The organism is Pseudomonas sp. 4CAES_32.4 (assembly GCF_058136335.1).
Window position 1 is genome coordinate 3,647,543 of record NZ_CM176882.1, and the last position, 12,805, is coordinate 3,660,347.

Consider the following 12,805-nt stretch of genomic DNA (forward strand, 5'->3'; position numbering starts at 1 on the left):
GCCGATTTACCCGTCTAGTGCTCAGTGGTTAGCGCGCTTACTGTTCCCCAACGCCATATTCGGGAGAACGAAATGCACAAGCGCACACTCGGCAAAAGCTCACTTGAAGTATCGGCACTCGGTTTCGGCTGCATGGGCCTGAGCCATGGTTACGGCCCGGCGACGGACACTCAGCAAGCGATCGCGCTGATTCGTTCGGCGGTCGATCGCGGCGTGACTTTTTTCGACACCGCCGAGGTCTACGGCCCTTACTTGAACGAGCAAGTGGTGGGCGAAGCCCTGGCACCGGTGCGCGATCAAGTGGTGATCGCCACCAAGTTCGGCTTCACCTTCGGCGACGACAATAAACAGCAGATTCTCAACAGCCGCCCGGAGCACATTCGGGTTGCTGTCGAGGGTTCGTTGCGTCGACTGAAAACCGATTACATCGATTTGCTCTACCAGCACCGCGTCGATCCGGACGTGCCCATCGAAGACGTCGCCGGGGCGGTGAAAGACCTGATCAGCGAAGGCAAGGTCAAGCACTTCGGCCTGTCGGAGGCTGGCGCGCAGACTATTCGCCGTGCGCATGCGGTGCAGCCGGTCACGGCGCTGCAAAGCGAATACTCGCTGTGGTGGCGCGAGCCCGAGCAGGAAATCCTGCCGACGCTTTGGGAGCTGGGTATCGGCTTCGTACCGTTCAGTCCGCTGGGCAAAGGATTTCTTACCGGCACGGTGTCGGCAGACACCACTTACGGCAGCGACGATTTCCGCAGCATCGTGCCGCGCTTCAGCCAGTCGGCGCTGCAGGCCAATCAGGGCCTGGTGGTGTTGATCCGCCAGATCGCCGCGCAGAAACAAGCGACACCGGCACAGATCGCGCTGGCCTGGCTGCTCGCGCAGGCACCGTGGATTGTGCCGATTCCGGGGACGACCAAACTGCATCGTCTGGAGGAAAATCTCGGCGGCGCGGACATCACCCTCGACGCGACCGAACTCCAGGCGATTGATGTTGCGCTGGCGCAGATCCGCATCGAAGGCGAGCGCTATCCCGAGGCCCTCAAGGCGCGCGTCGGCCGATGAGCAACGATCACGATCCGCTGCGGCGCACGGTCATCGCCGCACTGGCCAGCGCCCCGCTGCTGTCGCTCGCCGACACGCAAGGCGCCCGTGAAACCCCGCGTTCGGGCTCGCGGATTCTGGTCGCGTATTTCTCGCGCTCGGGCAACACCCGCGTGGTCGCTGGGCTGATCCAGCGTGGACTGGGTGCCGATCTGTTCGAGATTCGCCCGGCCCACGCCTACCCCGAGGACTATCTGCAAACCGTGGAACAGGCGCGCCAGGAGCGTGACAGCGGCTTCGAACCCGAGCTGCAAAACACGGTTCACGCCCTCAGCGACTACGACACGATCTACCTCGGCTTTCCGATCTGGGGTGAAACCGCGCCGCCAATCGTACGCGCCTTCCTCAGCGCCCACGACCTGACCGGCAAGACCCTCATCCCCTTTAACACTCACGGCGGTTATGGCTTGGGCAACAGCCGCAGCGTGCTCCTCAAGCACGCACCGAAAGCTAAGGTTCTGGAAGGTTTTGTGATGGAGGGTGAGCAGGAGCGCAAGACCATGGAACGCGTGAACGGCTGGTTGAACGATCACCCTCTCACGCATTAATCGAATTCTGTACGGAGTGACATAATGAAAAACCGCACGTTGGGCAATGGCCTGGAAGTGTCTGCATTGGGCCTTGGCTGCATGAGCATGACGTCGGCCTACGGGCCGGCAGCCGACCAAGCCAGCATGATCAAGCTGATTCGTTCGGCCCACGAGCAAGGCGTCACCTTGTTCGACACCGCCGAAGCGTATGGCCCGTTCGCCAATGAAGAGCTGCTGGGCGAGGCCTTGCAGCCGATCCGCGAGCAGGTCGTCATCGCCACCAAGTTCGGCTTCGATATCGACCCGATCACCGGCGCACGAGGCGGCGGCACCAATAGCCGGCCGGAGCGTATCCGCGCCGTCGCCGAGGCGTCGTTGAAGCGCTTGCGTACCGATCACATCGACCTGTTTTATCAGCACCGCGTTGATCCGCAGGTGCCCATTGAAGACGTCGCCGGCACCATCAAGGAATTGATCGCCGAGGGCAAGGTCAAGCATTTCGGCCTGTCTGAGGCAGGTGTGGAAACCATCCGCCGGGCCCACGCGGTACAACCGGTCACGGCGGTACAGAGCGAATACTCGCTGTTCTGGCGCGGCCCGGAACTGGAGCTGCTGGCGGTGCTGGAAGAACTGGGGATCGGCTTCGTACCGTTCAGCCCGCTGGGCGCCGGTTTTCTCACCGGTCAGATCGATGAGCACACGCAGTTCGACGCCAGCGACTTCCGCAACTTCGTCCCGCGTTTTTCCCCCGAAGCGCGCAAGGCCAACCTGGCGCTGGTCGATGTGGTGAAAGTCGTCGCTGAGCGTAAGCACGCGACACCTGCGCAAGTCGCGCTAGCCTGGTTGCTCGCACAAAAACCGTGGATTGTGCCGATCCCTGGCACGACCAAACCCCATCGACTGCAAGAGAATCTGGGCGCGGTCGAACTGCAATTGACCGGCGACGATCTGCGCGTGATCAACGAGCAGATCGCGCAGATTCAGGTGCACGGTGAACGCCTGCCGGAATCGGCACTGAAAATGACCGGACTCTGAGTCTGCCCAACGCGGCGCCACGGGCGGCGCCGCTTTTCTTGTCTGACCGGAGAACCAATCCGATGAACCGATTGATTGCGCCACTCGTTGCTTTGTCACTGATGGCGGCAGAGTCCCAGGCCGCCGGCGAAATCCGCATCACGCCAAACGGCGCGCAGCCCTCGGTCAAGGGCGCGGCGCAAAACTTTACCGGCACGGTGCGCGTTGATGGCCTGTTCAAAGGTGAACCGCCGGCGCGCATCGGCGGCGGCACAGTGACCTTCGAGCCGGGCGCACGCACGGCGTGGCACACCCATCCGCTGGGGCAAACGCTGATCGTCACTGCCGGCGTCGGCTATGTGCAGCAAGAGGGTGGCGCGCGTCAGGAGATCCGTCCGGGCGACAGTGTCTGGATTCCACCGAACACCCGTCACTGGCATGGCGCCACGGCCAGCAACGGCATGACCCACATCGCCATCGCTGAAGCCGAGGACGGCAAGACCGTCACTTGGGGGGAACAGGTCTCGGATGCGCAATACGCCGGTAAATGAAGTTACGGAATGTGTCGAAGTTGCGCTCCCGGCACGTTGGGGGCAATCGACTAGTCGACGTCTAAGCCCCGAATCTGCGGGGTTGCGTCTGGATTTCTGCGATGACTGCTCCGTCGATTCATGAGTTCTGCTCAGGAACCCATGCGCAATATCAGGGTTAATCGCCATAACCAACCTCCGTACGATTCAGCGACACCGCAGCGCCCCGCAATGGATGGAGCCCTTCACGATGATCACTGACACCCGCAACAGCACTGCACTCCCCACACTCATGGCGCTCTGCCTTGGCGTCGGGGCGATGTTCAGCGTCACCACTCAAGCAGCCGAGGCTTCGCCCACCATGACCAGCACACCCGCCAGCGCAGCCAGCTTGTCGAGCCAGCAACAAGCCATTCCACTGATCGCGGCGTTCATGGCGACCAGCGACATGCCCAACCTCAACACGGCGCTCAACCAAGGGCTTGATGCCGGCCTGACCATTAGCGAAACCCGTGAAGTTCTCGTGCAGCTCTACGCCTACGTCGGCTTCCCCCGCAGCCTCAACGCCTTGAATGAATTGATGACCGTGGTGCAGGCGCGCAAACAACGCGGCCTTGACGATGCGCCGGGACGTGAGCCGAGCCGGGCGACTCCGGTCGGGGATGAGCTATTGGCAGCGGGTACGGCGAATCAAACGAAAATCTCCGGCGCCCCGGTCAAAGGCCCGGTGTTCGAGTTCGCTCCGGTGATCAACCGGTTCCTGCAAACCCATCTGTTCGGCGACATTTTCGAGCGCGACAACCTCGACTGGCAAAGCCGCGAACTGGCGACAGTCGGGGCGCTGGCAGCGTCCCCGGGCGTGGAATCGCAACTGCGTTCGCACATGGCGGCGAGCCTGCGCGTCGGGCTAAGTGCGGCACAGTTGCGCCAGGTCACCGAGCTGCTTGAAAAGCATGGCGATACACAGACTGCCAAGCGGGCAAGCGCAGCGCTGACCCAAGCGCTCGCAACAGCGGGGAAATGACATGAAATCTGCAAAGCATTTACTGAGCGTCACGCTGCTGAGCCTGTTGGCGGCCTGCGCGAACCACTCCGAAGGCCCGCTGCTGATCCAGAAACAAGGCAGCTTCGCCGCCGGCGGAACGATGACCACGGCACCGGGCACCTTCAACCCGCGCCAACCGATGACACCCAACGGCCAGACCTACCACGGTGACCACGTCTACGCCTTCTATCAAATCCCGGCGGACGCGCGAAAACTGCCCATCGTCATGTGGCACGGCGCGGGTCAGTTTTCCAAGACCTGGGAAACCACCGCCGATGGTCGCGAGGGTTTTCAGAACATCTTTCTGCGCCGCCACTACGGCGTCTATCTGATCGATCAGCCCCGGCGTGGTGATGCCGGGCGCAGCATGGTCGAGACCACCATCAAGCCTGTGCCGGACGAACAACTGTGGTTCAACCAGTTCCGCATCGGCCTTTGGCCCCGCTACTTCAACGGCGTGCAAGTGGCACAGGACGCCCAGACCCGCGAGCAGTTTTTCAGGGCAATGACGCCGAACACCGGGCCGTTTGACATGGGCGTGGTCTCCGATGGTGTGTCGGCGCTGTTCGACAAAATCGGCCCCGGCATCCTGTTTACGCATTCTCAGGGTGGCGGGCCGGGCTGGTTGACGGCGATCAAGAACGACAAGGTCAAAACCATCGTGGCGTTCGAACCGGGCAGCAGTTTCGTGTTTGCTGACGGTGAAGTGCCGGCGCCGATTCCCAGCGCGTTCGACACGGTGCAAGGCGCAGCGGTGCCGATGGAGCAATTCATGGCACTGACGCGCATTCCGATCCTGATCCTGTACGGAGACAACATTCCGGAACAGACAGTCGATCTGCCCGCTCAGGACAGTTGGCGCGCACGCCTGAAAATGGCCCGGCTCTGGCGTGACGCGGTCAATCGCCATGGCGGTGATGTGCGACTGATACACCTGCCGGATATTGGCATTCACGGCAATACCCATTTCCCCATGTCGGATCTGAACAACGTGCAGATCGCTGATCTGGTCGCGCAGTTCCTCAAAGAAAAACAGCTGGACTGACCCAAATACTTTTGCTACTGCCGCCCTTTTTTTGCTCAGGAGCTTCACGTGAAAAACACTCTCAAAGCCACGCTCATGTCGGCATTGGTCGGTCTCTCGGCGGGCGAAGCGTTAGCCGCTGACTACAAGAAGAACCCGTTCACACTCGCCTATGACGGCGCGATCAGCAAGAACGAGCCGGGCAAGGTCAACATCCACCCGGTCAGCTATAAGCTCAACGGGCTGGACATCGCCGCCAATGTCTACACTCCTGCCAACTACGACGCGAAGAAGAACTACCCGACCGTGGTGGTTGCGCATCCCAATGGCGGCGTAAAAGAGCAAGTCGCCGGTCTCTATGCCCAGCGGCTCGCCGAACAGGGCTACATCACCATCACGGCCGATGCGGCCTATCAGGGCGCCAGCGGTGGCCAGCCGCGCAGCATCGATAAACCGGCGTATCGCATCGAAGACATTCACGGCATGGCCGATTTCATCAGCCAGTTCGCTGGCGTGGATGACAATCGTCTGGGCCTGCTCGGCATTTGTGGCGGCGGTGGTTATTCGTTGGCGGCGGCGCAAACCGACAAACGCTTCAAATCCCTGGCGACGGTGAGCATGTTCAACTCGGGTCGAGTACGCCGCAACGGCTACAACGACTCGCAAATGGACAGCATCCAGCAACGTTTGCAGCAGGCATCAGCTGCCCGCGCGCAAGAAGCAGCGGGGGGCGCGGTGCTGTATTCGGGGGATGCCAACCTCACCGACGAGCAGATTGCCAAACTGCCTTTCGAACTGTATCGCCAAGGCTATGAGTACTACTGGAAAACCCACGCGCACCCGAACTCGACCTTCAAATACACCACCAGCAGCCTTATTGACCTGATGCGTTTCGACGCCACCGACCATATCGAATTGATCAATCAACCGTTGCTGATGATCGCCGGCAGCAAGGCCGACAGCCTGTACATGACCCAGGATGCGTTCCCCAAAGCCACCGGCACCACCGACAAGGAAGTGTTCATCCTCGATGGCGCCACCCACATTGAAACCTACTGGGTGCCGCGTTATGTCGATGCCGCGATTGGCAAACTGACCACGTTCTACGCCCGTACCTTGTAATCAACTCTCTGGGGGTCGCGCATCTGTGTGCGACCTGCTTTCATGGATTAATCCCGCGCCCCTCATGAGAGGTTCTCATCAATGTCCCGCGCTAACCTCAACGACCTGCAAGCCTTCGTGGTCATCACCCGCGAAGGCAGTTTTACCCGTGCCGCCGCGCAATTGGGCGTTTCGCAGTCAGCGCTGAGCCACACTCTGCGGGCACTGGAAACTCGGCTGGGCGTGCGCTTGCTGACGCGAACTACGCGCAGTGTTTCACCAACGGAGGCGGGCCAGCGGCTGTATCAATCGATGGCGCCGCGCTTCGATGAGATTGAACTGGAACTGGCTGCAGTCAGCGAGTTTCGCGACACCCCTGCCGGCAATGTGCGCATCCAGGCCTCAGAGCATGCGGCGAACAATATTCTCTGGCCGAAGCTGCTGAAGGTGCTGCCCGACTACCCGGACATCAAGGTCGAAATCACCGTCGATTACGCCCTCGCCGACATCGTCGCGCAGCGCTATGACGCGGGTGTGCGACTGGGTGATCAGGTGGCCAAGGACATGATCGCCGTGCCGATCGGGCCATCGCTGCGCATCGCCGTTGTCGGCTCGCCGGAATATTTCAAACAGCGGCCTTACCCGATGGAACCGGGAGATCTGGCGGCGCACAACTGCATCAACCTGCGCCTGCCGACTCACGGCAGCCTGATGCAATGGGATTTCGAAAAGGATGGCCACGAACTCAAGGCGCGCGTCGAAGGCCAATGGACCTTCAACAGCAGCGCGCCGATTCTGCGCGCGGCGCTGGCGGGATGCGGTCTGGGCTTTCTGCCTGAAGACATGGTGTCCAACGACCTCGCCGGGGGCCGTCTGGTGCGGGTGTTGGAGGATTGGTGCCAGCCGTTTGCCGGCTACCATCTCTATTACCCGAATCGCCGCGAGCATTCGTCAGCCTTCGGCGTGGTGGTCGACGCTTTGATCTACAAAGATTGAACTCAGTTGCCCAGGCGCAAGGGCAGTTCAATGCTTCTTGTCTTCGCCAGTTTTACGTTGCAAACGATAGAACCAGAAACAGCGCGCGCACACGTAGCATCAGGCCCGGAAGCAACAGGATCACCGACACGCCGATGATGTACCAAGGCCCTAGATAGAGGGTGTTGCCAGCAATGGATGCGTAAACGAGAACCAGCGCGACCAAAAACGTTGAACACGCCAAGTCGTCCCTGATCCTCATGTGAACTCCCTTTCATCGCTGATCTGCAAGTGATCAACAGATTAGCTGATGGTCGGGTCTTCGCTGGATTCAGGTATTTGGCGCTTCATACCCAAGTGGTCGCGGATGCGTTGCTGTCGACCGGGCGTTTCGACTCGCCTCACCCCCAGTGCGTGACGACCCGCCGGTGACAATCGGCCGGGCTCAGCTCTTTGCCGGCCTTGGAGCGCACGGCGATGGTCTCGACCGGCTCCGACTTTTCATTATCGAGCAGCACCGAATGACTCTCGCCTGCGTTGAACAAGTAGCGCTCGCCCCACTGGCGCATGCTGACGACGATGGGAAATACGGCGCGACCCATTTCGGTCAGCACATATTCCTTGTAGGCGCTGCCGTCGGATGCGGGCTGCACGCCGAGTACGCCCAACTCGACGAGCATTTTGAGCTTGACGGTGAGGATGTTTTTCGCGAGACCAAGACGTTTCTGAAACTCACTGAAGCGACGAACGTCGTCGAACGCGTCGCGAATAATCATCAATGCCCAGCGATCGCCGATAGCTTCGAGCGTGCGGGCGACCGGGCATTCGCTCTGCGCCAATAGTTGCTGTCTGGCCATGGTGTTCCTTGGAGGCGAGTCAGTTAAAAAAATGTGGTTGTATTTAAAAACCTGATTTGATAAAAATCAACGCATCGGTTTCATTATGAAACCACATTTCTCAAGGATGGAGTGATGCCGTTCAAGTCACATGCACCGGTAACGATGATGGATATTGAAGCCGAGAAATCCGGTAGTGGAGCCACGCAAGACCCGGCCACCTCCAAACTCAGTCGTTATCAGACTTTCCTTTTTGCCATCACCTGCGCGATGGCGGTCGCAAACGTCTACTTCGCCCAGCCTTTGCTGGAATCGATGGCTGCCAGCCTGGCGGTTTCACCCGGCATCATTGGCGTCGTCGTGACCGCGACACAGGCCGGTTATGCCGTCGGGTTGTTGTTCATCGTGCCACTGGGTGATTTGCTCAACCGCAAGAAACTTATCCTTACACAAATGCTGCTGTCGGCCCTCGCCCTGTGCGCGGTTGGCCTGTCGCAGGACTGGGCCATGTTGCTCGGCGCAATGGTGCTGGTGGGCCTGATGGCGGTCGTGGTGCAAGTGGTGGTGGCCTACGCCGCTACGCTGGCGAGTCCCGAACAGCGTGGCGAAGCGGTCGGCATCGTGACCAGTGGCGTGGTGCTGGGCATTCTGCTGGCTCGCTTCGTGTCCGGTGCAGTCGCCGATCTGGCGGGCTGGCGCGGGGTTTATTTTGTCTCGGCGGCCTTGATGGTCGGCATGGCCCTGGTGCTGATGCGTACCATGCCCGCCTCCACCACGCCACCGGCGAAGGGCGGCTACTGGCAATTGCTGCGATCGGTATTCCAGTTGTATCTGACCGAGCGCACATTGCGTGTCCGGGGCACCTTCGCCCTGCTGATCTTCGCCGCGTTCAGTGTGTTGTGGACGTCGATGGTACTGCCGCTCAGCGCGCCACCGTTGTCGCTCTCACACACCCAGATTGGTCTGTTCGGGCTCGCCGGTGTAGCCGGTGCGCTGGCAGCGGCGCGGGCCGGACGGCTCGCCGACCAAGGTTTCGGCAATCGCACCACAGGCGTTGCGTTGGCCGTGCTGACGTTGTCCTGGCTGCCGACGGCATTTGTTGAAAGCTCATTGTTCGCCATGGTGGTCGGTGTGGTGTTGCTGGATTTCGCTGTGCAAGCGGTCCATGTCACCAATCAGAGCCTGATCTTCGCCGCCCGGCCCGACGCCCAAAGCCGACTGGTGGGCGCCTATATGTGTTTCTACTCGGTGGGCAGTGGTGTGGGTGCGATTGCCGCTACTTACACGTATGCACATTTTGGCTGGATCGCCGTTTGTGTATTGGGTGCCGCCATCAGCGCAGTCGCCCTGCTGTTCTGGATCTACCTCGGCTGGCGTGACACCAACCTACTCGATCAAGGCAACTAATCCATGAAACCACGACACGTCGCGTTGGCAGTTTTGATAACGGCAATCTGGGGTGTGAATTTCTCGGTGATCAAACTGGGGCTGGCCAGCGTCGATCCGTTCATCCTGGCGGGGGTCCGCTTCAGTCTCTGTGCATTGCCGGCGATTTTCTTTATCCGTAAACCCGACGTGGCATGGCGCTACCTCATCGGTTATGGCCTGGTGTTCGGCATCGGCCTGTGGGGCGTGGTCAATCTGGGGATCAAGGCTGGGCTGTCGGCGGGCATCGCGTCGCTGGTGCTGCAATTCAGCGCATTTTTCACCCTCCTGCTCGGCGGCTGGGTGTTCAAGGAAGCGCTGACCCGCTTCCAGATTTTTGGCATGTTGATCGCCCTCGCGGGGCTTTTATGCATCATCACGATCAGTGACGGTTCAGTGAGCCTGACCGGCGTGTTGCTGGTGCTGGCAGGCGCGGCATCGTGGAGCGTTGCCAACATCATCAGCAAGAAAGCCAATACCAAAGATGTCTTCGGTTTTCTGGTCTGGTCCAGCGCCTTTGCGCCGATCCCGCTGTTCGCCCTCGACTTCGCGGTGAACGGCAGCGCTGGCTACACCGCATTCGTCAGCCAAGTGAACACGACGGCGGTGTTGTCGATTTTGTTCCAGGTCTATCCCAATACTCTGTTCGCCTACTGGATCTGGAACTCGCTGCTCAAAACCTATCCGGTTTCCACGGTGGCGCCGTTGTCCCTGCTGGTGCCGCTATTCGGCATGCTCGGCTCGGTAGTGGTGTTCAACGAAAGTGTGCCGATAAGCAAAGTGTTGGCGGTGGTGCTGATCGTGCTCGGCCTGGCCGTCGGCCTCTATGGCCAGCGTGTTTTCAAGGCGATGTTCGCGCGTCCTGTCACACCGGACGCCGATCCCAGGCGGGCCAGCGACGCCTGATGATCATCATCGCGTTGGTGCTGTTGATCCATCAGCTGCGTGTCTGACCGATGCTGCCAAGCTTGCATATCTTTTATGCCTTTCAAGCATCGCCCCCGCAGCCGCTGATCTATCTGCCATATGCCACAAGCGAATAAACAGCATAGTTTTAAGTATTTTATTTCCTCATTAACACGCCGCTATATCAGCGCCTTCGATCCGGCACCTCGCCGGCCTTTGCAGGAGCAGACGTGTGATTCGAATGACTTCTTTTCCCCTCTCGCGAGCAGCGCTTAGCCTCTCTGCACTATTGGTTTCCAGCGTGGCATTGGCCGATACGGTCAAAGAAATTCGCATCGCCATACCGGACATCAGCGCCGGCCCGACGCCCAGTGGGGCCGGCATTGTCGATGTGTTGCGCGACCGCCAGACCTTGGAAAAAGCCGCCAACGCAGCGCTGGCGGTCAAGCAGATTGACGCCACATGGTCCGGCGCCGGGGTGATTGCGCTCAAGGCGCGCGGCCTCGCCGAGCTGCCGCTGACCACCGTTGACCTCGATGGCGCTGGCAGCATGCAGGGTGTGTTGCTGGGCCGTGGTGCCTTCGTCGACGCACACCCGGAGCTGGTCGCACGCCTGATCAAAGCGCAGCAACCGGCGATTACCTGGTTGCGCAACGACGAGCACAAACAGGACTACATCAACCTGGTCTCGAAGCTCGCCAGTTACCCGGCGGACATACTCACCACGGACGCGAAAAATCAGTCGCTGGTGAAGATTTTCGCCCCGCAACTCGATGCGTCGTTCCTCGACAACTTGCAGCGCAGCGTTGATCTGGCGCTAGACGCTAAGCTCATCCGCAAAGGTTTCGAGGTCAAGACCTGGGCTGAACCGCGCTTCATCGATGCCGCCCTGCAACAGACCGACACCGCCGCTCAAACCCCACAAGCCAGCCTCTGATAACAAGGATTCGCCATGACCACGCTGTTCATTTTTCCCGGTGCCTGCTCATTCGCTGCCCATGTCGTGATTCACGAATTGCAACTGCCGATCAGCGTCGAGCCCGTGACGCTGGGCGACCCGAACGCGCCGTATCGCCAGATCAACCCGACAGGTCGCGTGCCGGCGTTGTTGCTGGATGACCAAACCCTGCTGACCGAAAACACCGCGATCCTGCCGTACCTCGCCGACCTCAAACCCGGCACGCCGTTGTTCGCACCGGCAGGTTCGGTCGAGCGAGCGCAGATTCAAGGCTGGCTCGGTTACGTCGCCACCGAGGTGCACGTCGGCGCGTTTCGCCCGATCAATCGGCCCGAGCGTTACAGCGCCGATGAAGCGGCATTCCCCGGCATTCGTCAGCGCGCCCTGGAGCAGCTGGCGAACGCGCTGAAACCGATCGAATCGCGGCTGGCACAGACTGATTATCTGGTGGGCAATCGCCTGACGCTGGCGGACATTTACCTCGGCGTGTTCCTCGGCTGGAGCGCCCGCGTCGGTGTGCTGGGTGACTTCCCGGCGCTGCAAGCCGCACTCGCACGCTTCCGAGCGCGTGAATCAGTGGTCCACACCGCCAGCGCCGAAGGCCTCGCTTGAGTCATACCGAGGATCGATCAACGAGCACGCCGGAGAGACCGCATGCCAAGCACCGACACCATTGCCACCTGGGCTCAAGTCATCGCCCGCACGCTGGAAGCGCAGGGCATCGACGCGTCCCCGCTGCTGCGCGAGGTCGGTATCGAACGGTGTCATCTGCACGACCCTTTGTCACACTCTGCTCTCTCAGGCGCGCTTTGGCAGCTTCCAGTTCGGGCGGATGAAATGGCAGGTGTAGCCATTCGGAATACGCTCCAGGTAATCCTGATGCTCCGGCTCGGCCTCCCAGAATTCCCGCGCCGGTTCGATTTCGGTCACCACTCGGCCTGGCCACAGCTTTGAGGCATCGACGTCGGCAGCGGTGTCTTCGGCGACATCGCGCTGCTGTTCATTGAGGTAATAGATCGCCGAGCGATAGCTTGGACCGAGGTCGTTGCCTTGACGGTTGGGTGTGCTCGGGTCGTGAATCTGGAAGAAGAACTCGAGGATCTGCCGATAGCTGATGATTGCCGGGTCGAAAACAATCTCGATGGCTTCAGCATGATTGCCATGGTTGCGATAGGTGGCATTCGGTACATCGCCGCCGGTGTAGCCGACGCGCGTTTCCAGCACGCCGGGATAGCGCCGCAGCAAATCCTGCATGCCCCAGAAGCAGCCGCCGGCCAGAATCGCAGTTTCGGTTTGAGTGGTCATGGTTTGTGCGTCCTCTCGGGGTGCAGTGGGTATAGCCATTGTTATGAGGGCGTAT

Annotated in this window: 14 protein-coding genes; 12 read left to right on the forward strand and 2 right to left on the reverse strand. The window is 60.4% G+C overall.

Annotated elements, in window-relative coordinates; genetic code table 11:
- Positions 1-72: 72 nt before the first annotated feature.
- The 8 genes from AC3Y64_RS16215 to AC3Y64_RS16250 all read left to right on the forward strand — a co-directional run bounded on the left by AC3Y64_RS16215 (position 73) and on the right by AC3Y64_RS16250 (position 7,341).
- Positions 73-1,062 carry an aldo/keto reductase gene (locus tag AC3Y64_RS16215; protein WP_489984458.1) on the forward strand — a complete coding sequence of 330 codons (990 nt, stop codon included), beginning with the start codon at positions 73-75 and terminating at the stop codon, positions 1,060-1,062.
- Positions 1,059-1,649 (forward strand): flavodoxin, encoded by a 591-nt coding sequence (locus AC3Y64_RS16220; protein ID WP_489984459.1) that lies wholly within the window; start codon positions 1,059-1,061, stop codon positions 1,647-1,649. The genes AC3Y64_RS16215 and AC3Y64_RS16220 overlap by 4 nt, the downstream gene beginning before the upstream one ends.
- A 24-nt stretch (positions 1,650-1,673) precedes the next feature.
- Positions 1,674-2,666, forward strand: coding sequence for an aldo/keto reductase (locus AC3Y64_RS16225; RefSeq protein WP_007913036.1), 993 nt, complete (start codon positions 1,674-1,676; stop codon positions 2,664-2,666).
- A 62-nt stretch (positions 2,667-2,728) separates the two neighbouring features.
- Complete coding sequence (locus AC3Y64_RS16230; RefSeq protein WP_007913035.1) at positions 2,729-3,196, forward strand: (R)-mandelonitrile lyase; 468 nt, start codon at positions 2,729-2,731, stop codon at positions 3,194-3,196.
- Between the two features lie 229 nt (positions 3,197-3,425).
- A complete protein-coding gene (locus tag AC3Y64_RS16235; protein WP_007913034.1) occupies positions 3,426-4,199 on the forward strand; it encodes a carboxymuconolactone decarboxylase family protein in 774 nt (257 codons plus the stop codon).
- Positions 4,200-4,320: 121 nt separating this feature from the next.
- Positions 4,321-5,265: an alpha/beta hydrolase gene (locus tag AC3Y64_RS16240; protein WP_489987985.1), complete on the forward strand. Its 945-nt coding sequence runs from the start codon at positions 4,321-4,323 to the stop codon at positions 5,263-5,265.
- Between the two features lie 48 nt (positions 5,266-5,313).
- The gene (locus AC3Y64_RS16245) at positions 5,314-6,366 is read left to right on the forward strand and encodes an alpha/beta hydrolase (RefSeq protein ID WP_007913032.1); all 1,053 of its coding nucleotides are present in this window, start codon (positions 5,314-5,316) and stop codon (positions 6,364-6,366) included.
- Positions 6,367-6,447: 81 nt separating this feature from the next.
- The gene (locus tag AC3Y64_RS16250) at positions 6,448-7,341 is read left to right on the forward strand and encodes a LysR family transcriptional regulator (protein WP_489984460.1); all 894 of its coding nucleotides are present in this window, start codon (positions 6,448-6,450) and stop codon (positions 7,339-7,341) included.
- 380 nt (positions 7,342-7,721) lie between these two features.
- On the opposite strand, the gene AC3Y64_RS16255 is transcribed toward AC3Y64_RS16250, so the two are convergent.
- A complete protein-coding gene (locus AC3Y64_RS16255) occupies positions 7,722-8,177 on the reverse strand; it encodes a winged helix-turn-helix transcriptional regulator (RefSeq protein ID WP_489984461.1) in 456 nt (151 codons plus the stop codon).
- A gap of 114 nt (positions 8,178-8,291) precedes the next feature.
- Here AC3Y64_RS16255 and AC3Y64_RS16260 point away from each other — a divergent pair, with 114 nt between their 5' ends.
- The 4 genes from AC3Y64_RS16260 to AC3Y64_RS16275 all read left to right on the forward strand — a co-directional run bounded on the left by AC3Y64_RS16260 (position 8,292) and on the right by AC3Y64_RS16275 (position 12,057).
- Positions 8,292-9,563, forward strand: a complete 1,272-nt coding sequence (locus tag AC3Y64_RS16260; RefSeq protein ID WP_489984462.1) for an MFS transporter — start codon at positions 8,292-8,294, stop codon at positions 9,561-9,563.
- A gap of 3 nt (positions 9,564-9,566) precedes the next feature.
- Entirely contained in the window at positions 9,567-10,487 is a 921-nt protein-coding gene (locus AC3Y64_RS16265) for an EamA family transporter (protein ID WP_489984463.1), read from the forward strand.
- A gap of 241 nt (positions 10,488-10,728) precedes the next feature.
- Entirely contained in the window at positions 10,729-11,424 is a 696-nt protein-coding gene (locus tag AC3Y64_RS16270) for a type 2 periplasmic-binding domain-containing protein (protein WP_489984464.1), read from the forward strand.
- Positions 11,425-11,439: 15 nt separating this feature from the next.
- A complete protein-coding gene (locus AC3Y64_RS16275; protein ID WP_489984465.1) occupies positions 11,440-12,057 on the forward strand; it encodes a glutathione S-transferase C-terminal domain-containing protein in 618 nt (205 codons plus the stop codon).
- Between the two features lie 186 nt (positions 12,058-12,243).
- Here AC3Y64_RS16275 and msrA read toward each other — a convergent pair whose 3' ends face one another.
- Entirely contained in the window at positions 12,244-12,750 is a 507-nt protein-coding gene (gene msrA, locus AC3Y64_RS16280; RefSeq protein WP_489984466.1) for a peptide-methionine (S)-S-oxide reductase MsrA, read from the reverse strand.
- Positions 12,751-12,805 lie beyond the last annotated feature (55 nt).